At 42.6% G+C, this 22,787-nt stretch carries 11 protein-coding genes; 2 read left to right on the top strand and 9 right to left on the bottom strand.

Translation table 11 applies throughout. The annotated features are described in order from the left end of the window. Nucleotides 1-2 precede the first annotated feature (2 nt). The 3 genes from BLU33_RS02865 to BLU33_RS02855 all read right to left on the bottom strand — a co-directional run bounded on the left by BLU33_RS02865 (nucleotide 3) and on the right by BLU33_RS02855 (nucleotide 5,475). Entirely contained in the window at nucleotides 3-941 is a 939-nt protein-coding gene (locus tag BLU33_RS02865) for a dihydrodipicolinate synthase family protein (RefSeq protein WP_091368986.1), read from the bottom strand. A 97-nt stretch (nucleotides 942-1,038) separates the two neighbouring features. After that, entirely contained in the window at nucleotides 1,039-2,424 is a 1,386-nt protein-coding gene (locus BLU33_RS02860; protein WP_091368983.1) for a SusD/RagB family nutrient-binding outer membrane lipoprotein, read from the bottom strand. 27 nt (nucleotides 2,425-2,451) lie between these two features. Further along, nucleotides 2,452-5,475, bottom strand: a complete 3,024-nt coding sequence (locus BLU33_RS02855) for a SusC/RagA family TonB-linked outer membrane protein (RefSeq protein WP_091368979.1) — start codon at nucleotides 5,473-5,475, stop codon at nucleotides 2,452-2,454. 321 nt (nucleotides 5,476-5,796) lie between these two features. Here BLU33_RS02855 and BLU33_RS02850 point away from each other — a divergent pair, with 321 nt between their 5' ends. Then, entirely contained in the window at nucleotides 5,797-8,163 is a 2,367-nt protein-coding gene (locus BLU33_RS02850) for a glycoside hydrolase family 127 protein (RefSeq protein ID WP_091368976.1), read from the top strand. A gap of 72 nt (nucleotides 8,164-8,235) precedes the next feature. Here BLU33_RS02850 and BLU33_RS02845 read toward each other — a convergent pair whose 3' ends face one another. The 5 genes from BLU33_RS02845 to BLU33_RS02825 form a co-directional block, all read right to left on the bottom strand. Then, nucleotides 8,236-11,808, bottom strand: coding sequence for a VCBS repeat-containing protein (locus BLU33_RS02845; protein ID WP_172829204.1), 3,573 nt, complete (start codon nucleotides 11,806-11,808; stop codon nucleotides 8,236-8,238). A 78-nt stretch (nucleotides 11,809-11,886) separates the two neighbouring features. Continuing rightward, a complete protein-coding gene (locus tag BLU33_RS02840; protein WP_091368970.1) occupies nucleotides 11,887-13,425 on the bottom strand; it encodes a RagB/SusD family nutrient uptake outer membrane protein in 1,539 nt (512 codons plus the stop codon). A 28-nt stretch (nucleotides 13,426-13,453) separates the two neighbouring features. Next, on the bottom strand, nucleotides 13,454-16,912 hold the full coding sequence (locus BLU33_RS02835; protein WP_157682028.1) for a TonB-dependent receptor: 3,459 nt from the start codon (nucleotides 16,910-16,912) through the stop codon (nucleotides 13,454-13,456). Between the two features lie 170 nt (nucleotides 16,913-17,082). Beyond that, on the bottom strand, nucleotides 17,083-18,174 hold the full coding sequence (locus BLU33_RS02830; protein ID WP_091368967.1) for a FecR family protein: 1,092 nt from the start codon (nucleotides 18,172-18,174) through the stop codon (nucleotides 17,083-17,085). Nucleotides 18,175-18,289: 115 nt separating this feature from the next. Next, nucleotides 18,290-18,871, bottom strand: coding sequence for an RNA polymerase sigma factor (locus tag BLU33_RS02825; RefSeq protein ID WP_157682027.1), 582 nt, complete (start codon nucleotides 18,869-18,871; stop codon nucleotides 18,290-18,292). Between the two features lie 471 nt (nucleotides 18,872-19,342). On the opposite strand from BLU33_RS02825, the gene BLU33_RS02820 reads away from it, so the two are divergent. Beyond that, nucleotides 19,343-20,842 carry a glucuronyl esterase domain-containing protein gene (locus tag BLU33_RS02820; RefSeq protein WP_091368960.1) on the top strand — a complete coding sequence of 500 codons (1,500 nt, stop codon included), beginning with the start codon at nucleotides 19,343-19,345 and terminating at the stop codon, nucleotides 20,840-20,842. A 259-nt stretch (nucleotides 20,843-21,101) separates the two neighbouring features. On the opposite strand, the gene BLU33_RS02815 is transcribed toward BLU33_RS02820, so the two are convergent. Next, the gene (locus BLU33_RS02815) at nucleotides 21,102-22,781 is read right to left on the bottom strand and encodes an endo-1,4-beta-xylanase (protein ID WP_091368956.1); all 1,680 of its coding nucleotides are present in this window, start codon (nucleotides 22,779-22,781) and stop codon (nucleotides 21,102-21,104) included. Nucleotides 22,782-22,787 lie beyond the last annotated feature (6 nt).

Here is a 22,787-nt window from a genome sequence, read left to right as displayed (position 1 = left end):
TTTTAATTAGCAACAACTTTATTTAATCTTCCCCAGCTACCTTCAGGCAATTCAGGGCGAACAGCTAATGCTGAATCAATGATTTTTAACACTTTCTCGCGCTCGGCACCTGTTAAAGGCAAACGCGGCGCTCTAACTTTTTCGGTACCAATACCTGTTGCTACCTCAGCCAGTTTAATGTACTGTACCAGTTTAGGGTGAATATCCAACTCCAGCACAGGTAAAAACCAGCGATGTATAGCAATTGCCTCTTCAAACCTGCCTGCTTTAACCAGGCGGTAAATAGCTACTGTTTCCTTTGGAAAAGCATCAACCAAACCTGCAACCCAGCCATGCGCGCCCATTATTAAACTTTCGGTAGCAATCGGGTCAACACCGGTAAATATTTTGTACCTGTCGCCAAAGCGATTGATCAGCCTGGTGGTATTTATAATATCGCGGGTTGATTCCTTAATAGCCTGAATGTTTTCATATGCTTTTAAACGCTCAAACATATCAAGTGTTATCTCAATCTTATAATCAACCGGGTTATTATAGATCATGATGGGTAGCGGCGTACTTTCAGCAATGGCAGTTAAGTAAGCGATGGTTTCGTTCTCATCTGCATTATAACGCATTGGCGGTAAAAGCATTAAGCCATCAGCACCAAATTCATACGCTTTTTTTGCAATTTCAACTGCCTTGCGGGTTGATTGCTCGGCTATGTTCAGTATTACCGGTACTTTTTGGTCAACAAGCTTTAAGGTGTGTTTCAGCAGGGTGAATTTTTCATCCTCGGTTAATACACTGGCTTCTCCTAATGAGCCGCCAAGTATCAATCCATCAACACCAGCCTCAAGCTGTGCTTTAATATTTATGTCGAAGGCCTCTAAATCAAGATCCTCATTTTCAGTAAACTTTGTTGTTACTGCAGGGAATACACCTTTCCAGTCAAATTTCATATACGTTTATAATTATTATTTTGTTCAAAGGTAGCTCTGATGAAAACATCTTAAAAGTTACAATTTATCTATTACTTATTTTAAATTATCTGATATGCTATTGCGCATCCCACCAAACACGGTCGGTAAGCTTAGCGGTCTCCTGTGGCTGAGGGTTCGAAATAATTTCAACTTCAGGGTATAACAACCTTCTCGGAATATCCGACAGCGCGTTAGGCACTTTTACCAATGTTGGGTAACCAGTCCTTCTCCAATCGTTAAAAATCTCCAGGTTCAAGAAGTTAGCCACATACTTTTCCTCTATTATCCTTTGCTCGGCATTGGCTACTGTTAATGTACCTCTTTTGCCCAAATAGGTAGTTATATCAGCATCAGCAACACTTAATTTAGACATATGAGCTTTTATTGCATTTTGGTATATAGGCTGTGCGGCTGCATATCCTGATACTATACTTGTTGCTTCTGCCTGTAAAAATAAGCTTTCGGAATAGCTAACTAAGTGATTTGTAGCACCAATACCCATATAAAAATCAGTTGGTAATGAATAACTCGTCAGATCGCCGGTAGCACCACCAATCTGGAAGCCGGTATACAAACCGGTTGATGATGCAGGGGCTACCATTTTAGATAAACGCGGGTCGCTCCTGCCAATCAGCGTATCCACAAAATGCGATGCCAGAACGGCGGTACTCACCGGGTTAAAATTATCAAACCATGGGTTTTCCTGGCTGGCAGCACCGGGGTATACAAATTGCAGGTCGTCATCATTACTGGCAAGGCCGTTAGCCAAAGCGGTTAAGGCAAGCTGTGCCTGCGCTGCTGCTGTGTAACCCGGGGCTTTGGTTAAGTGCATGTAATAACGTGCTTTAAGTGTATAGGCTAATTTTTTCCATTTGCTCATATCGCCTGAATAGAAATAATCATCGCCTGCGGGCACAATTGTACTAGCCGCGTTAATATTAACAATGGCGCTATCAAGTATGCTTTGGATATCTTTATAAATATCTTCCTGCTTATCAAAAACCGGGGTAAGGTTGCTTGTACCCTTTAAGGCCTGGCTGTAAGGGATATCGCCCCACAGATCTGTAGCATTTCCAAGTGTTAAAGCAGTTAATATTTTAGCAACAGCCGCGTAATTGCTTTTGCCATCAGCTTCGGCTTTGCCATTCATTATTTTAAGGTTAATTAACTCCGTAGTATAATAAGCGTCCCAATCACCGTTCAAATCGCTGTTTATTTCCAGATAGGTGCCTATTTGTGGAGGTGGCTGATTAATTGCAGTTGTTTGCATAAAATTTTGAACGATAAATGCAGAATTACCGCCATATATTTCGGTAGAAAGCGCTACTTCAACAGGTGCCAATAAAGCTGCTTCCTTAACATCGGTAGGATCATTAGGGTCCTGGTTTACGTCGATATATTTTTTACACCCTGTTGATGCAAGCAATATAAGACCTATGGTATATAATGATATATTTTTCATTTTTGATCTTTTTAAAGGATGAATAAATTAGAAACTGGCTTTTATATTAAAAATAAACGACCGTGATGTAGGGGTTGAGAAAGCATAGATACCCCAAACACCGTTACCCGTTCCATAAGAGCTCACTTCAGGATCGGCACCGGTAAAGTGCGGGCTGTATATCCATAAGTTATTTGCTGTAACACCTAACGATACTGTTTTGAATGGTGTTTTCTTCAGCAGGTCTTTATTCAGATCGTATGACAGGCTCACGTTCCTTAATTTGATATAAGTACCATCCTGTATTGATGATTCATAAATTGAGTTGATGTACTGGTAGTAGGTTTGCGCGCTTACGCTAACTGTATTTGGCTTACCCGTAGTGGCGTTTACACCATCCACAACTTTCGGCGCCCTGTTTTCGGTAGCGTATGAAGTACCATAGTAGTTGCCATATAAGTCAACATCATTTTCAATGTCACCGCCTTGCTTCATGTCAAACGCAAAGCTGAATGTGAAGCTTTTGTACCTTAATGAGTTGGTTAAACCTGCTGTCCAGTTTGGGTTAGGGTTACCCACAACACCTTGATTTGCATCCTCTTCAGGCAAACCATCGTCACCAATAAGCAACTGACCTTTTGAGTTACGCGCGTATCTTGTGCCATAAAACACATCATAAGGCTGACCAACAATTATGCGGCCCAATTGATCGGTACCCGGATATAATGACAGTACTTTACTCCTGTTACGTGAAAAATTGAAATTCACATCCCACTGAAATTTTTCACCTTTTACAGGTGTTCCCTGTAATAACAGCTCAATACCCTTATTGCTTAAACTTGCTGAGTTTACAGTTGTAGTGCTGTAGCCTGTTGAAGGCGCAATTCCAACTGCTGCGATTAAGCCGTCAGTTGTTTTACGATCATAGTAAGAAAAATCAAACCCCAACCTGTTATTCAGGAACTTCATTTCCAGGCCTGTTTCTGCTTCGTTCAATCTTTCATTCTGAAGATATGGGTTACCATAATTAGAACTGATCAGGAAACCCGATTGCCCCTGGAAAGGAAACTGAATAGTATTAATTTCGGCTTGTTTATAAGGCGTTGATAACACGTAAGGGCCCACATTGTCATTACCAACCGTTGCATATGATACTCTTAATTTACCATAACTGATAATTCTAGAAAGTTCTGGTGATAATAACTCAGAGAAGATAAACCCTGATGCTACCGAACCGTAAGGATAAAAATCCTTGGCTGTTGATAACACAGAACTACCATCATACCTACCGGTTAAATTTAAAGAAAGGAATTTATCGTACTCGATATTAGCCTGTGCATAAAAACCTATTTTACGCTCTATTGAATGATTTTCTGAAGCTGTAATAGTTGAAGCCGCGCCTATATTGTAATAGCCAAGTGTATTTAAACCACTGCCTAACTCATAATAAGTTTGGTTGTAGGTAGATAAGATATTGTTACCGGCCAATACATTGATATTAAATTTACCAAATTGCTTTGTGGCATTAACGATCAAATCGTTATTAAACTGCCTGAAGTTATTATTCTGGTCGATGATCTCACCTAAAGTTCCGATAGCGGCACTTGGGTTTTCCCAATATTTATCCTGTTCACCATAAATATCGGCACCGGCCCTTTCAGTAATGGTTAACCATTTGGTTGGGGTAAAGTTCAACGTCATTACCGGGGTAAAGCGGTTTACCACATAATGGTTCGACTCATTTTCGGCAGCCCATAAAGGGTTGTTTCTTGAGTTCCTGTATAAGCGTTGTGAGCCATCGGCATTTACATACGGATACGGGTTCCATGATACCGGCTCGCTGAATAACACGAACAACGGGCCATTTGATGCACCCTCAGGCAACCTGTCCTGGTTTGAGTTGGTGTAACCTAATTGAAAAGTAAGGTTCAGATCATTAGTGATCGCATTGCTGAATTTTGTAAATAATGCATTTCTTTTAAAATCACTGTTCGGCTCTGTTCCTGTTTGATCTAAGTAAGAATAGGATACAAAATAAGAGCTTTTATCGGTACCTCCTTCAACAGATAAGGCTGTGTTTGAGGTATGGCCTGTTTTAAAATAGGTAGAGTATGGGTCATAGCTTTTTGCGGCAACACCGTTTATTTTTAAGGTATCCATAGCCGGGCCCCATGAAGTACTGATCTTTTGAGCAGCATCGTCGCCATTATAGAATATACCATTTGTGCCCTGCGCATAAGCAGTCTGGCGTTTTGGCAATAAGGCGTTATCGAAAGAATAGTCCTGCGAAAGGGTAACCAGCGCCTTTTTACCTTTTGAACCGTTTTTGGTAGTTATTAATATCACCCCCCTCGCGCCAGCCGAACCATATAAGGTAGTAGCGGCTGCGCCTTTAAGTACGTTAACACTTTCAATTGTATTTGGGTCGATGTCTGAGATCCTGCTACTGCCTGCACCTGACGCACCCGAGGCAACGGTACCGGTTTCTGAATTATCTATCGGTACACCATCAAGCACAATCAAAGCCTGGTTATTGCCTGAAATGGATATTGCACCACGTATTACCACATTAACTGATGCTCCGGGAGAACCTGTTGAACTGGTAATCTGCACACCTGCTAATTTTCCTTCAAGTGCGTTTAAAACGTTGGGTTGCTTGGCCTCCATAATCTCGGCACCCTTTATCTCCTGGGTGGCGTAGGTTAAGAGCCGTTTTTCACGCTTAATGCCGAGAGCGGTTACTACCACTTCGTTAAGGCCCCTGGCTTCGCTTAGGAGTACTATATTTAAAGTTGTGCGGCCATTTAATGGGATAAGCCTTGGAGTAAAACCTATTGAGGATACCACCAGTTCGGCCTTGCCTTCATAGTTAATAGCAAACTTCCCATCAACATCGGTTACAGTACCGAGGCTGGTGCCTTTTACTTTAACAGACGCGCCGGGGATCGACATGCCTGCCGAATCAACGACCGTTCCTTTTAGCTGAATGGATTGAGAGAAGCCATTCAAACAAAGCGCCATAATGCCCAGGCACAACGGAATAATTTTTTTAAGTAGGGGTTTAATTTTCATTTTAATTTCTTTGGGTAAATCCTATCAAAAAGGAATAAATTAACAATTTGATAAAATTATAGATACACCCTATCCCGTTTTACAGTCATATTAACCACTAATAACCATATATTAACATCCTGTATTTTTCAACCAGATGGTTGAACTAATAAATAGTTAAAACCGTTATTTTATTAGCTGAATTGATGATCGTGTATTATTAAAATGGTTAAAATACGGGCAGCAACAGCCAATAATTAACAAGGTTTATCCCCCCAGCATTGGTAATTTTATATTTTTAAAATACTGGTGTACTTCATTAATAAATAACCGCTCTTTCTGATGAAAAAATATTTTGTTCTTACAACGTGTTGTGCCATTGCTGCTTCCTTTAGTATAAATAGCGCTCATGCCCAATCATATGTGCCCGAGCTGAACGATACAAGGATGGCCATAAAACCTAAAATTGATATAAAGGCCTATACGTTCGACCTCAGCGATGTGAGTTTACTGGAAAGCCCTTTTAAAGACGCGATGGAAAAAGACGCGGCATATATGCTGTTGCTTGAGCCCGATCGCCTCTTATCCGGGTTCCGCTCACATTCGGGACTGAAACCAAAAGGCGCGTTATATGGCGGCTGGGAATCATCCGGACTGGCGGGGCATACCTTGGGCCATTACTTGTCGGCCTTATCCATGCAATACGCCTCAACCCACGATCCGGAGTTTTTAAAACGGGTTAATTATATAGTTAGTCAATTGAGGGAATGCCAACTGGCACGTAAAACCGGCTATGTTGGCGCTATCCCTAAAGAAGATACGGTATGGGCCGAGGTTAAACGGGGTGATATCAAATCGGGCGGGTTTGATTTGAATGGCGGTTGGTCGCCGTGGTATACTGTACATAAGGTAATGGCTGGCCTGTTGGATGCCTATTTATATTGTAATAATAAAGAAGCCTTAACCGTATGTGAAGGTATGGCCAACTGGACCGGCGAAACCATAGGCGGCCTGAGCGATGACAAACTGCAAAAAATGCTGCTTTGCGAATACGGCGGCATGGCCGAAACACTGGCTAACTTATACGGCATAACGGGGAACAAAAAATACCTGGATCTATCTTACAAGTTTTATGACAAGCGGATCCTTGATCCGTTGTCGGAAAAGAAAGATATTTTAGCAGGAAAGCACTCCAATACCAATATCCCTAAAGTTATTGCCAGCGCACGCAGGTATGAGCTTAACGGCGATCAAAAGGATGAAACTATCTCCACCTTCTTTTGGGATGTAGTTACCAAAGATCACTCTTATGCCAACGGGGGCAATGGCAATTATGAGTATTTAGGCGAAGCCGATAAATTAAACGATAAGCTTACTGACAATACCATTGAAACCTGCGCCACCTATAACATGCTTAAGCTTACAAGGCACCTGTTTGCAGTTAACCCATCGGCAGCATTAATGGATTATTATGAGAACGCGCTATATAATGATATACTGGCATCGCAAAATCATGAGGATGGTATGATGTGTTACTTTATACCCTTACGCATGGGCGGTAAAAAAGATTACAGCGATCAGTTTGATACTTTCACCTGTTGCGTAGGCTCGGGCATGGAGAATCATGTGAAATATGGCGAGAGCATTTATTTCCAGGGTGCAGATGGCAGTTTATATGTAAACCTGTACATCCCATCAGTTTTAAACTGGAAAAAGAAAGGTGTAACTGTAACCCAGCACAGCACATTGCCTTCAAATGATGTGGTTAATTTTGATTTAAGCGTGAAAAGCCCTGTTGTCTTTGCTTTACGCCTGCGCAAGCCACGATGGGCTAATAATTGCATTGTAAAGGTAAATGGTAAAGTACAGCAGCTGAGTGCCGATGAACAGGGTTATCTTGTAGTAAACCGCAAATGGAAAAATGGCGACAAGGTAGAATTGACAACCCCTGAAGATATTTATACCGAAGCACTGCCCGATAATGCTAATCGTAGAGCGCTATTTTATGGCCCGGTGATGCTGGCTGGTGTTTTAGGGAATACAGAGCCAGATCCGCTTAAAGGCGTGCCTGTATTTGTGACCAGCGAAACAAACCCTAACAAATGGCTGAAGATGGTCGACCCCAAAACCTTAAACTTTGAAACTGCTGATGCTTCGCAACCTGCAAATGTTAAGCTGATCCCTTTTAACGAAACTAAGAGCGAGTATTACTCTGTTTACTGGGATGTTTTCACCCCTGAAACCTGGGCCGTGCAGCAAAAAGCTTATGACGAAGAGAAAAAGAAGCAACAGGATCTGGAAGCGCATACCACAGATATTATACGTTTAGGCGAGATGCAGCCGGAAAGGGACCATAACCTGACAGGAGAGAACCAAACCACAGGAGAAGATCATCAAAAGAAATGGCGCTCAACAGATAATGGAGGGTTTTTAAGCTTTGAGATGAAAACTGACCCTAACACGCAGAACTCATTGATCAATACCTATTGGGGTATGGATAACCGCGGCCGCACATTTGATATATTGGTTGATGGTGTAAAACTGACCAGCGAGGATCTGAATAAATATAAGGAAAGCAAGTTTTACAATATCACCTACCAGATCCCTATCGAGCTGACCAAAGGCAAATCAAAAGTCACCATAAAACTATTACCGAAAGCAGGTAACAGCGCCGGACCTGTTTACGGCAGCCGTATGGTGAAAGAATAAAATATGCATCAGCATAAAAAGATCACAATAAGTTCAGCCGTATCAAAAAATGCGGCTGAACTTGTTATAAGCTTACTCTATTAGATTTATTGTGCGTACCATGCCCCGGCTGTTGGTAATGGTAACACTGGCTACATTTTTATCTACATTAATAAACCTGCCCGATTGTGATAAAAAGGATGAGCCATAATAGAACTCCTGTTTGGTTTCCGAGCCATTTTTATATTTAATTACAGCGCTCATGTCTGCCGGTTGCAATGGGATAAAGCTCAGGCTTTTCTTCAGCTCGAATATTTTTAAATTATCCCTGTTCTGGCTGGCGGCTATTAATAATTTGCCGTTGTTGCCCTGTAATTTCACCAATGCTTTGCCATTGCCCGGTATATAGATGCCGCTTTGCAAAATAGATAATGGCTTGAAATTGCCATGCCCGTCCCCTTTTAAAAACAGTCCGTTTAATGCGTCATACCTGCCGATGGAAACATCTGTACCAAAATCATTGCCGCTGATAATCACATCGGGGTTTCCGTCGCCATCAAAGTCATCAACCAGCATACCGTTAAGGGTGGATGATTGCGCCTCTCTTGGCAAGGCGATCACAGTAAATTTACCATTACCATCGTTCCTGAAATAGCAGGATTGCAGTATGGTTGCCTTTAAGCGCAAGGCCCCTTTGCGTTGCGCGGGTGATAAAATATCATCCATAGTGGCATTGGCGTATGATTTGTAGTTGGTGAATTTCACCCTCAGGCTGATCATTTGCTTAATAGCATCATCACGTACATTTACCGGATACTCTCTTTTTATACCATCCTTCCCGGGCAGGAAAAGTGACGGAAATGCATCATAACGATCGCGCTTATCAAAATCCTTAGCCGTAATATAAGCCGGGTATTGATCGCTTACCTGGTATAAGGTGTTTAAGCCGGTGTTACCTACTATATAATCCATCCTGCCCGTGTGCCTGAAATCACCTGCCACGATAGAGGTCCACCATCCGGGTTCACCATCTGCCGAAGTATTGATCTTCTTAAATACACCATGATCGTTCTGTAAAAAAATTACCGGCATCCATTCTCCGGCCAGCACCAGGTCGGGCCAGCCATCATTATTAAAGTCGGTAAACAGGGCATCGCAAACCATGCCTACGTCTTTCAATGCCGGTGCTACTTCGTTAGTTACATCGGTAAATTTAACTTTGCCGTTCTTACTGTCGTTACGCAGTATTATGCTTGAAACCGGCTTCGGATAATGCCACGGATCAACCCTGCCCGATACAAAAAGATCAAGCTTGCCGTCCTTGTTATAATCAACCGCCCGCACACAGAGTTTGCTGGTATGGTTTACCGGCAAAGCACCGGGCGCTAAGGTAAAGTTGCCTTTGCCATCATTTATGTATAGCCTGTCCTGGTACACAGAATCCTGGTGTGCTGCTTCATAGCCGCTGCTGGTGATATACAGATCGGGTTTACCATCGCCATTGGCATCAAAAAGCAGTATGCCGCCATCCTTATAATTTCCTTTAGGCGTATTTTGGGGTGATAACAAGGTATGCTGTGTGAATTTTCCATTAGCTTGCTGCAGAAAAACCTGTGCCGGATACAGGGCGTTACCGCCAATAATGATATCATCCAAACCATTCCCGTCAACATCGCCAACAGTCAGTGCAGGGCTATAATCCGAAAGCTTATGAGGTAATAATTTTTGAACATTAAAATCAACAAAATCATCTTCCCGATGCTTGTAGTTGATAGCTTTTGCCTTGGTAACTTCCGTAAACAATGTTTTATCGGCAACTTTTGGTTGCTGCCACGAGTAGTTATCATGCGCGTTGGCAATGCTTACCTTCAGCACCTGGTCGGCCTTTACTTTTTGCAGTGTTTGCTTTTTACCATTGGACCATTTTATCACTACGGAATCAATAAGCGTATTAGCGCCCAGGCCAAAATGGGCTATGTTTTGTATGGTTGACAGGTAGCCCCTAAAGGGGTTATTTTCATACACCTGGTGTTTGTTCTTATCATAATAAATATCTGCCCAGGCACCAATGCCATTTACATTTTGTTTATCGCCCACAAAACTTATTTGCAGGTAATGGGTGTGATCTTTGTCTTTTTCCCTGCTGGTATTTTTGTAGATCAAGGCCTCATCATCAATATTATTGATGATCATATCCATAGCGCCGTCATTATTTAGATCGGCATAGACTGCTCCGTTTGAAAATGTGGGAAGCGATAGGCCCCATTGGCTGCTTGCATCTTCAAAGTCAGTTCCGCCTTTGTTTTTAAAAGCATAGTTGTGCAGTTTAACAACAGGTATTTGTTCGAGTATTTGTTTTTTGGTAGCCGTGAGATAGGGATTATTGCGGAAGGTTATAAAATCATGGTCGGTTACATCGCGTGGGTAGCCATTGGTTACAATTATATCGCGATAGCCATCATTATTAAAATCTGTTATCATGGGCGTCCAACTCCAGTCAGTTTGGGCAACGCCACTCATAAAACCAATCTCGCTAAAGGCCGGCGCGCCTATCGAATCATTTTGCCCAACCCTGGGGCCCTGGTTCAGTTGTAAGGTGTTCCTCACATATTGATACTGATAACCGTACTGATCAAAATTCTGGAAAGTTTGATAGCTGTTTGCCATGCTCATCATCTTTTTCCGGTAATTATCTTCGGGATTCATGTCTAGTTCAAACACATCGGCCAGCCCGTCATTGTTCAGGTCTTCAATATCCTGCCCCATTGCGTTAAAGGACGTATGCTTAAAATATTCCTTTGAACGATCAGTAAAAGTGCCGTCGTGGTTATTGATGTAGAGGACATTGCTTGATATAAAATCATTGGTAACATAAATATCCTTCCAGCCATCGCGGTTAATATCGGCAATGGTTACACCATGGCTATAACCTTCAATGGTTACCCCCGCTTGTTTTGATACATCGTGAAATACCGGGTGCCCTAATTTTGCATCCCAGTCATTACGGTATAATTTACCAGTACTGGGATAAGTGCCATCCTTAATTACAGGCCTGAAATCATTTGCGTAGGAGTTACGGTTAGGCTCGTTAACTGCTATGTAAAGATCAAGATCGCCATCGTTATCATAATCAAAAAAGGTGGCCATGGTTGAGTGCAGATGGATATCGAGCCCATACTCATGCGCCATTTCCTTAAAATGAGGAATACCGTTTTTATCAGGCCCCTGGTTTATGTACAGTAAATTTGTTCTTTTAGTGGAATCCTGCGACAGGGAATTACAGACGTAAATATCCATCAGCCCATCATTATTAATATCGATAACCGACACACCCCGGGCCCATCTGCCCATGCCTGCTACTCTGGCTTCGTCGGTAATATCCTTAAATTTAAAATTGCCCATATTTAAATACAGGCGGTTTGAAACCATATTGCCTGTAAAGTAGATATCCTGCAGGCCATCATTATTAAAATCACCTACGCCTACCCCGCCACCATTGTAGATGTACGCGTTGTCAATAGGGTTGATCGAATCATTTTCGGTGATCAGATTGTTAAAATGGATACCTGTTTCTGATGACGGCAGCTGCACAAATAAAGTGGGGGTAGATTTTTTGCAGGCAGTGATAAAAAACGCCGAAACACAAAGCAGGTATATATATCGCATACAAATAAAGGATTAGGTAACAGGGCTTGGTTAAAACCAAAAGCTGCCTTTCAGCAGCTTTTGGTTGGATTGTTTGTTTTATAGTTTAGGATTGTTATCTATTTCTGATTGCGGAATAGGCAGGTACAGTTTATCAGGCGAATACCATGACAGTGGCTCGGTGGCGAAATAGCCTTTTGCCCGCCAGCGTATGATATCAACATTTCTTACCTCTTCATCAGTCATTTCAGCTGTTTTTTCGTGCATAATCGCTTTCACAACATCCGCTTTAGTACTTACCGGGAACTGAGTTGTAGGATAAGGAGGCATGGCAACACTTGCTCTTGCCCTTACCTGGTTTAAGTAGGCAACGGCAGCAGCGGTATTTCCCAGTTCGTTTTCACACTCTGCAAGGTTTAATAAAACTTCGGCATAACGCAAAATACGCTGGTTATTGCTACCCGGGTGAAAAGCTGCAGTAGCCCTGTCTTCCTTATAAATCAACTGGAATTTCCGGAAACCAACCTTTATTGTTTTCCCGTTTACGGTAGATGAATTTCCGTTCTGGTCGGCATCAACCAATGTGGCGGTACCGTTATCAAAGGTATCCCCTGTTTGATAAAAGCTGTAGGAATAGCGAGGATCTGTTTTAGTAGCCCCCGTTGCAGTGCTCTCAAACTCATTCAGCACTTTATCTGATGGGATAAGGTTTCTCCAACCAATGGGGTTGTATTCCTGGTTGCGCACCGTAGTTTGATCGGCACTTGGGCCATCGCCTGTGGCGCTGCCCCAGTTAAAATTGTTGTCGCCTTTATCAACATAAATAATTTCGAAGATCGATTCTTTGCAAAATTCGGTTTCTTCTTCAAAATTATCCAGGTAACGGTCGGTAAGCTGGTAACCGTCGGCACCTGTTGTCGGTATTTTTAGCAACGCCGCTTTAGCGCCTGCATAGTCGCCGGTTTGCATTAATACACGCCCAAGCATAGCATTAGCGGCGGATGCAGTTGCACGCCCCAGATCAGTACCTGATTTACCTGGCAATACTGCCGCGGCGGCCTTTAAATCACTCACGGCCTGTGCAAAAACATCTGCTATCGGCGATTTAGGCTTATAATCAGACGGCGATTTTACAGTTGATGTGTAAATAGGAACACTGCCCCACTGGCTTGCCAGGTCAAAGTAGGCCCATCCGCGTAAAAATTCAGCTTCGCCAACTGTTCTGGCTACCAGTGTTGGGTTATCCTTTATATTCGGCGCATTATCCAAAACAGTGTTTGCCCTGTGGATAACGGTATACAAACTGTTCCAGTTCGCATTCATTATTGGGTTAGATGGGTCAACCACACCCAATAATATCTGATGTCTTGCTGCTTCCAACTGGCTGCCGCCTGTAGCTACATCATCGCTCCGTAAATCATGTAAAAAGAACCACTCACGCCCAACAAGGTTCGATCCGCGCCATGCTCCGTAAGCTGCATTTACAGCCTCAACTAACTGACTGGATGTAGTAAAGTAATTGCTGGTTGTTACAACATTTGGATTAACGGTATTAAGTGACTTGTTACAGGAAACCGTAATTACAACAGCTAAAATGGCTGCTGTAACCAATCCCAAATAAATTTTAAACTTTTTCATATAGTTTCTTTTTATTTATATTTTTTGCTTAAAAACCTGCTTGTATACCAAATTGAAATGTACGGGCCGATGGATATTGTCCGAAATCGACGCCATTAGTTAAGGTGCCATTCTTTGAACCGATCTCAGGATCATACCCTTTGTAACCTGTAAAAGTGATGAGGTTTTGACCGGATACATATAACCTTAAACGCTTAATAACCGCTGTTGCCGGTGTACCGAATACGCCTGCCGGCAGGGTGTAACCGAAGATCACATTCTTCAACCTCAGGTATGAACCGTCCTCAATCCAACGTGATGAAAGCCTGCCGTTACGGTTTGGATCACCATTAATTGTGCGTGGAATATCAGTGTTGGTGTTGGATGGTGTCCAGGCGTTTAACACCTGTGTATCAGAGTTGAATAACCTTGGCATACCCTCTTCAATTATGCGCAAGGCGTTTAATACCTTATTACCCTCAACTCCCTGGAAGAATATAGTACAGTCGAAACTTTTATAAGTAGCGCTATAATTTACAGAGTAGGTATACGAAGGCATAAAGCTGCCCAGGTTGGTACGGTCATTAGCATCAACTATACCATCGCCGTTGACATCCTTAAACATGATATCGCCGGGAGCAGCATTTGGCTGGTAAACTGAGCCTGCACCATGTTTAGCCACCGCCTTAGCATTTAACGCGTCAATTTGTGCCTGCGACTGGAAGATACCTTGCGCTATCCATCCATAAAAATACTGGATAGACTGGCCGGCTGTAGTGTTGGTGAAGGCATCCCCACCGCCAAAGTCGGGATCGCTGCCTGAGGGAATAGAAGCTGATGCTGTTTGCAGGTGCAATACCTTGTTACGCACCACGCTCAACAAACCGGTAACATCATATCTGAAATCGCCGTTTGTTTTGTGATACCCTAATTGAAGCTCAAGACCAACGTTTTGCATTGAAGCTATATTTTGCAATGATCCGCTGCCCTGGAAACCCTGACTTGGCGGTGTAGGCACATTCAGGATAAGGTTATCTGTTTTTCTTTTATAAAACTCGGTGACTACCGTAAATTTATTATTCAGGAAACCCAGATCGAGGCCAATGTTAAGCTGTTTGGTTTTTTCCCAGTTTAGCAAAGGGTTGGTTAACCCACTTGTATAGGATGAATTGGGGTTACCAATACTTCCATTACCAATATCATAAAACGCGTTATCGAGCTGTACAGGTGACAGATAAGGGTAATTACCTAATGAGTTAGGGTTATTACCTGTAATACCATAACCAGCCCTTAATTTAAGATCAGAAATAACCTTATTGGTTTTCATGAAGTCCTCATGGGCGATGTTCCAGCCTGCTGAAACTGCGGGAAAGCTGGCAAATTTATGCCCCGGCGACCAGATAGATAAGCCATCACGGCGGATAGAGGCACTTAACATGTATTTATCGGCATAGTCATAAGTAACACGGCCTACTAATGATTGCAATAAATTGTCCTCATTAATATTATTGGCAGCAATGTTACTGGCCCCTTGCAAGGTATTCACCGAGTTAAGCGCCTGGTTGCCCGACTCATTATCGGTAATAAAGTGCGCTCCCTGCGATTCAAAAACACCAAGGGCTGTTATGTGGTGCAGGCCATATGTTTTATCAAATGACAGCTGCTCAGTAAATAGTTTATTGAAAACCGTTTGCCTTTGGTAAGCTATTGAAGCAGCCGAAGCATTTAAAGTACCACCATCATTAAAGATTGGTGTATAATTATTTTGCAGGCCTACAATGTAATTACCGCCAAAGGTCGACCTGAATTTCAGCCATGAAGTAAAGTTAAATTCAGCATATAAGGTTCCCAATATATCTGTTGTATTTATAGTATTTGAACCTATCAGAGCATATTCAACGGGGTTGGTAGGGTCAGATCCGTCAAAACTGCTTATTGGACCCTGGTAACCGCCTTGTTTTGTCGGATCATGCAGCGGGATATAAGGCGGCATGCGTATTACGTTGGTAAGTGGAGTACGATTACCCTGGGTAGGGTCATAATGCTGTACTGAACCTGCTATGTACAAGTTTTCGCCAACGGTAAGAAACTTGTTTACAATATGATCAGAGTTGATACGGTAATTCAGCCTTTGGTAACTTAAACCCTGGGCAATACCATCCTGCTTAAACCAACCAGCCGAACTGTAAAACCTGGATACATCATTACCACCACTTAATGAAAAATTAGTTGATGTTAGCAAAGCATTGGTTTTAAAATAGGCACGCTGCCAATCGGTATTGGTTTGCGCATAGGTTTGCGCGGCTCCTGCATATACAGGCGCATTAAAGTTTGCCGGCGAAAAGCGTGGCGGCAAACTACCGGCACCATCAAGAGCTGTGGCATACTGTACATATTGGTTAGTATTCAGCAAATCCATGTATTTTGCAGGATTCTGAACGCCTATATAGGAGTTAAGGCTCATACTAATTTTTCCGTTCCTTGACCCTTTTTTAGTAGTGATCAATATAACACCGTTTGTTGCCCTTGAACCGTATATGGCAGCAGCACTGGCGTCCTTCAGTACCTGTACATTTTCTACATCCCTGGCATCGAAACTGGTTAGGCCTCCGTTTAAAGGAAAACCATCCACTACATACAATGGATCGGACCCGAATGTAATTGAGCTGATACCCCGGATAACCACCAGCGGTGCAGTGCCCGGAGAGCCATTATTGGTGACACTTAAACCGGCAACGCGGCCCTGTAAAGCTTCATCAATACCGGCTGTTGGCAATGATGTTAGCGTACTGCCACTTACTGACGAAATTGCGCCTGTTACATCAGCCCGGCGTTGCGAGCCGTAACCAACAACCACAACTTCATTTAGGCCGCGTGTATCATCCTTAAGTTTAACATTAATGGTAGTAAGCCCCTTAACGGCAATTTCCTGTGTTACAAAACCCACGTATCTGAAAATAAGTACTGCGTTATCATCGGGCACACTAATTAAAAAGTCGCCTTTGCTATTGGTGGCTACAGCGGCGCTGCTGCCTTTTATAGCTACGCTTACACCCGGTAAAATAGTACCGGCTTCGTTGGTAACATTACCCCTGATGAGTATTGCCTGAGGCGGGGAATTTTGAACAGATTGTTCATCGTCCGCCTTATCAGCAGGGCGTATAATCCTGTTTAAAACGATAGCATTGCCCGATACCTCGTACTTTATATTCTGGGCTGTTAGCAGCTTTGAAAGTACTGTTGAGAGCGCTTCGTTTTTAAAGGATGCGGTAACTTTGTTATTGGATTGTATGAGTACAGGACTATAAACAAAGGTGATATTGGCTTCCTTTTCAATGGTAGCCAAAACTTTGCACATTTCTTTATCCTTCACACTAATGGTTAGTTTACGATCTAACACCTGAGCAACCGTATTACTTGCCATAGCCGCACCAATTAAGGTTAAGCTTAGAGCAATGTTTATAACCGTTATGCGCATAATGGTGGTGAATAAATGATTTTTTTTCATAAATTTGATTGGTTAGCTGGATTTATTAAAAATTCGACAAAAGCCTTCCTGTATAGAGTTTCGAGATCTAGATCACAGGAAGAAACCGACTTATCGGCAGTGTTACAGCACTGCCGATTTCTTTTTGAGTATCTTTTTTACATATGCTTAAGGTTTAGTTAATTAATCTATTAATTACAGCCTTTACCATCTATAATAATCTGGCCGTCAATAATTTTATAATCAGCCTCAACAGCCTTACAAATAAGTTTGAGCCGTTCATCCAAAGGCTGATCAATCAATGAAGCTGTTAACTGGCAATTGGCCATTACTTTTTCATTGTAAATAATATTTACCCCGTATGCCTCGTCAAGCGTGGAGATCACTTTGGAAAATGGTGTGCCTACAAAATTGAAATGTAAGCTTGTTGATTCCTTTGAAAGTAGTAACGGCTTTTTGAGGTTGGCTTTTTCCAGACGCTCCTCATTGCGGTATAATATCCCCTGCTGATTTGGTGTTAATACAATAGCCTGTTTATTGCTGGCAGCATCGCCTTTTTTAACTGAAGTGAATACCTCCACCCTGCCGGTGCTCACTATAATTTTAAATTGCTTGTCGGCTTTATCAGCTTTAACTACAAAGCTGGTTCCAACCACGCGAACCGTTAATTCGTTTGAATACACAAAAAATGGTTTCGCCTTATTTTTACTTACCTCAAAAAAGGCTTCGCCATTTAAATAAACTTCGCGCTTATTGCCGGTAAAGGTGTTTGGATAACGCAATTGGGCATTAGGTTTTAAAATTATAGTGCTGTTATCGGGCAGCTTAACCAGCATTGGCGCCGATCCATTATTTGTAACCTGGTGATAAGTCTGCACAAATGCAACTGGGGCATTTACATGTTTCTTAGTTTTATGGGCATTATACCCAAGCCAGCATAGCGAAATAAACATGGCTATTACAGCAGCGTACCTGAAACGGATATCTCTTTTTGGTTTTCTTTGTGGCAGCGCTACAATTTTGGCACTCTGTGCGGCCTGCTGCCTGGCTATAACCCCCGCTATCAGCTCATCAACTTGCTGCTGGGATAGCTCTTTTACAGGCTTAATTTTTAAGGATAAGATAATGCTCCGGGCCTGACTAAAGTTTTCCTCGCATTCAGGTTTTGTTGACAGAAAATTATCCCAATAGCTGTTCAGTTCGGGAGTACCTCCCAAAACCCACTCTACAAAGCTATCGTCTAACAAAAAATCGTCGACTTTACAATAATTATTATCAGGCATACAATTCAGGTAAGAAAAGATTTGGTCTATTACCTGATATATTCCGAAAACATTAAAATCTACTGAAAAAATTTAATTTATTTTTTGTGGGGATGTGAAGGATAAGGAGGCTTTACTACAGGCAGTAATAAACCGGGCTTTTTAACCAGTATTTTCTTAAACATAAGATAGATTCGTGCAAAAGATTATAAACAGACTGACGATTGATATTCATCACTTCCGCTATTTTTTCCTGGGTCATGCCTTCATAAAACCGCAGGTACAATATTTCCTTCTGGCGCTTTGGGAGGCTTTCCAGTATTTTTTTGAGCTTTAAACAGATCTCCTCTGATAATTCTTGTTGTATAATGTTTACCTCAACATCAAACTCAATTATAAATTTATAGTTTTCTTCAAGAACCTCGGTCAATTTCCACTTCGACTTTTCGCGGAAGATGCGCATACGGAGTGCCTTAAACAAATATGCCTTTACGCATTCAGCCTGCCTGATCCTTTCCCTGCGGTTCCACAATTCAAAAAACACATCCTGGATACAGTCTTTTACAAAATCATCACTATCGGCAAACCTGCTCCCATACCTGAACATTGGGTTGGTAAAAATTTCCATTAAGCTGGTATAGGAGCATTCATCCCCCATCCTGAAATTATGCCATAACCGGATTACGTTTTCGTTTGATATAGGTTGAGGACTATGCACTTTATTATTTTTTTAAGAAAAATAAATAATGACAGAACTGTAAATAAGTTGTTACAATTGGTAAAACAAATATAAAAATTAAATTTACAACTGCAATCGATTGCAGTATTTTTCTTATTATTACTTAATAATTATTATAGTATATAACAAAATAGCTGCTAGTTATAATATTCAAGCCATATTCCTTATTGGAGTAAAAGTTAGGCTAAACACAGTGACATATAATGTTCACCAACAAAAGAGATGGACGGTGTTTTATGTAATTGGTAAACAGCTAAATATCAATATATAATACTATAACATACTATCAGGAGGAATAATATATTTATGCTATAAATACAAGCAATCGATTGCCTGTATTGCAAATTTCTATTTAGAGAGATGCGTGATGGTTTTAATTAATTTAAACGCAAGCCCCCCGGCATAGCTTTTTTAACCAGATAACCTATATACTTTAACTAATAGCCTCTTATGAAGAGTAGTATATTTTTCGGCCTGCTTGTAATTTCAATAGCGGCAAACGCGCAAAACACGCCGCCGGTTAATTTCACTGCCGAGCAGGACCACCAGAACATGATGCAGCAGCTGGGCATTAAAACCCTCCGCCCCGGCCCAAGCGGCGACCCAACCGCGCCGAACCACGCCAATTATGATGAAGCGCTAGCTAACCCTTATCCCAACCTCCCTGATGCACTTACATTAAAGAACGGAAAAAAGGTTACAACCCCCGAGGTATGGTGGAAACAGCGCCGGCCTGAAATTGTGGAAGATATGGAGCGCGAGGTTTACGGTCGCATCCCGGCAAATGTGCCTAAAGTAACATGGACGATTAAGGTTACCGATATCGAGCGCGTGGGCTTTTACCCGGTTATAGCCAAACAACTCATAGGCCATGTAGATAATACCGCCTGCCCGTTTATTAATGTAAATATTGATATGACCCTGGTGTTACCCGCCAATGCCAAAGGCCCGGTGCCAGTGCTCATCATGTTTGGCCGTAGTGCTTTGCCCGCCCCTGCACAGCCTTCGCCTGCCGAGCTGGAGAAAATAAATGATGCGGTTAAGGAACTTATAATAAAAGATCACCCTGAATTAAAAGACATATTTCAGAAATATCCAGCCTACCAGCCTATTGCTGAACAATCGCCATTTGGCCCGGGTGGTTTCCCGGTTATAAAAGGCGATCCACCTACGGCAATGCAGCTGATAGCAAATGGCTGGGGCTATGTACTGATCGATCCTGCATCCATACAAGCTTATAATGCCGAAGGTTTAACAAAGGGAATTATCGGGTTAGTAAATAAAGGCCAGCCCCGCAAACCCGAAGACTGGGGCGCATTGCGGGCGTGGTCGTGGGGAGCAGCGAGGGCGCTTGATTATTTGGAAACCGAACCTGCGGTAGATGCTAAGCATGTGGGTATTGAAGGCGTATCGCGTTATGGTAAGGCGGCATTGGTTACGCTGGCCTTTGAGCAGCGTTTTTATATGGGATTGATCGGCTCATCAGGCGAAGGTGGGGCCAAACTGCATCGCCGCAATTTTGGCGAAGCGGTTGAAAGTCTTACAGGAGGTGAATATTATTGGATGGCAGGAAATTTCATGAAGTACGGGGCCTCAGATGCAGTATTCGGCAGTAAAACGGCTAATGACCTGTCCGTAGATGCGCATGAACTTATCGCTTTATGCGCGCCACGATTAACTTTTATAAGTTACGGGTTACCTGCGCAAGGCGATGCCCAATGGTTGGATCAGCAAGGCAGCTACATGGCTACTGTTGCGGCAGGTGCTGTTTTTAAGCTGCTCGACGCCAAGGATATCGGTGTTTCAAACGATTATAAAACGGAGAAAATGCCCCCGGTAAATACGGGCCTGCTTGATGGCGAATTAGCCTGGCGGCAACATGACAGCGGCCATACCGACGCGCCAAATGTTAAGTACTTTATAACGTGGGCCGATAAGTTTATGAAGTAGTTTTGAGTTTTAGTCTCGAGTCTTTAGTCTAAAGTCAGACAGGTCTTTGGAACAAAAAAAATTCCGGGAAGATTTAAAAGCATAGGGAATGTGCGATTCCCTCCCATGGGAGGGTGGAGGGAGGGGTTTCTGCTATTTACTGACGCATAAACCCCTCCCTGCCATCTCACACCCAGCCGCACCCCTCCCCAAGGAGGGAATGCATACGGATATTTTTTCAAACAAAAATCGACTTACGACTCAAGACTAACACTCAAAACTACATCCCTTTCAAACCCAATAAAAAGCTATAGTAAGTGGGTTTCTTGGTGAAATTTTGGTTAAACAACAGCGGGGCATCCGGTGCGGCCGGGATGTTTATCCAGCTTTCATTATCGGTTAAACCCCAGATAGTGATACCAAAGCGTTGTGCTTTGGGAACATTTTTCAGGTACGATTGAACAACATACTTATACAATGCCGCCTGCGCGGTAAGCATTGCCGCAGTAGGTGTAAACGTGCTTGATTTGGCAGCATTAAGCGCTACATCCAGCTCCGAAATCCGGACCATCAATCCTGTTTGGGCAAGCTTGATCAATTCATTATCAATACTGGCCTGCGACGTTTGCAGGTTAATGTGCATTTGCGTACCGATGCCATCAATCTTTGCACCTTTTCCAATCAGTTCCTGCGTGTAGGCTATCAGGGAATCGAGCTTGTAATTATACTCCAGATTGTATTCATTGATAAATAGCAGCGCATTCGGATCAGCGGCTTTGGCGTATTGAAATGCTTTAAGTCCGAAATTTCTACCTAAATATTCGGACCATAAAAATTGGTTACTCACGTTGGCCGCGGGTATGGTATAATTGCTGGCATCACGCAACGCGCCCGTCCCGTCGGACATCGGTTCATTTACCACATCCCAGGCTTTTATTTTTCCTTTATAACGGGTAACAGTTGTGTTGATAAATTTATGCAGCGCGGTATCAATAACTGTTGCCACCTGAGTTGGTGTTGGTTTAATTATTGTTCCGCTGTTAGGGTCTGTTACTGTTATATTATCAATAACATAAACACCCGCTGCCGGGAAATTAAACCTTAATATCGGCGATGCTTCCGTGATCGTCAAGTTCCAGGTGTACGTTGCCCATCCGGGTGTGGTGGCTACATCATCCTGCTGGTAAACTGTGTTTTGCATAACCAGCCTGACCGTACCTGCCGCGGCAGATTTAATAGATACCGTAACCTTATAAGCCTTATTAGGCGTAACGGTAAATGTTGTGCCGATGGACTGCATATCATAGGCATTTGCGCCCGGTGTAGTGACTGTAGCCTGCATAGCTCTCGAACCGCCGTCATTATCATCCGTAACAGCGTTGAAGGAACCTACCGCAGTGCCTCCAACAATATTGTTCCACCCGGTAAAGGTTGAGCCTGTTCCGGCTTCAAAATCGCCGTATTGCATCAGGTTGGTTGGCGTTCCGGTTTGTTGATTCAGGCCGGTGATCAATCCGTTTAAATAGGTGGCATTTTGCTGTGAGTACCAGCATAAATTATGGCCAAATACACTTAATCCGTTGTTTGCACAAATAGCATAAAGCGCGTCGGCGGTGGTATAATTAAAGGTGCCGTCATTTTGTACGATAGAACCATATTTCAATTCGTTACCAAAGGTTACATAATTAGCTTCTCTTTTTACTACCGATACATAAGCCGCGTTTGTTGACATGGTGTTGTATTGTACTGCAAAGCCAATATTCGGAAAGTCGGCGGCCGCAGTAGCAGAGCCGATCAGCGTTCCGATAGTATCGGGCGAAGTACCTGTTGTTTTAGTGCCACTGGTATTTGTTGAAGTGGTATTATTGTTATCTACACTATCTTTTTTACAAGATGCAGCAAGCGTTACAGCCGTTACTAAAAACATCACAGTAACCTGCCTTAAAAAACTATTTTTCATTTTTGA

Source organism: Mucilaginibacter mallensis (assembly GCF_900105165.1).
GTDB lineage: Bacteria > Bacteroidota > Bacteroidia > Sphingobacteriales > Sphingobacteriaceae > Mucilaginibacter > Mucilaginibacter mallensis.
This window is presented reverse-complemented; position numbering and strand designations above follow the sequence as displayed.

What these genes read in the sequence shown, in the direction of transcription:
- BLU33_RS02865 (WP_091368986.1), bottom strand. Translation starts at nt 941, where the DNA reads ATGAAATTTGACTGGAAAGGTGTATTCCCTGCAGTAACAACAAAGTTT.
- BLU33_RS02860 (WP_091368983.1), bottom strand. Translation starts at nt 2,424, where the DNA reads ATGAAAAATATATCATTATATACCATAGGTCTTATATTGCTTGCATCA.
- BLU33_RS02855 (WP_091368979.1), bottom strand. Translation starts at nt 5,475, where the DNA reads ATGAAAATTAAACCCCTACTTAAAAAAATTATTCCGTTGTGCCTGGGC.
- BLU33_RS02850 (WP_091368976.1), top strand. Translation starts at nt 5,797, where the DNA reads ATGAAAAAATATTTTGTTCTTACAACGTGTTGTGCCATTGCTGCTTCC.
- BLU33_RS02845 (WP_172829204.1), bottom strand. Translation starts at nt 11,808, where the DNA reads ATGCGATATATATACCTGCTTTGTGTTTCGGCGTTTTTTATCACTGCC.
- BLU33_RS02840 (WP_091368970.1), bottom strand. Translation starts at nt 13,425, where the DNA reads ATGAAAAAGTTTAAAATTTATTTGGGATTGGTTACAGCAGCCATTTTA.
- BLU33_RS02835 (WP_157682028.1), bottom strand. Translation starts at nt 16,912, where the DNA reads ATGAAAAAAAATCATTTATTCACCACCATTATGCGCATAACGGTTATA.
- BLU33_RS02830 (WP_091368967.1), bottom strand. Translation starts at nt 18,174, where the DNA reads ATGCCTGATAATAATTATTGTAAAGTCGACGATTTTTTGTTAGACGAT.
- BLU33_RS02820 (WP_091368960.1), top strand. Translation starts at nt 19,343, where the DNA reads ATGAAGAGTAGTATATTTTTCGGCCTGCTTGTAATTTCAATAGCGGCA.
- BLU33_RS02815 (WP_091368956.1), bottom strand. Translation starts at nt 22,781, where the DNA reads ATGAAAAATAGTTTTTTAAGGCAGGTTACTGTGATGTTTTTAGTAACG.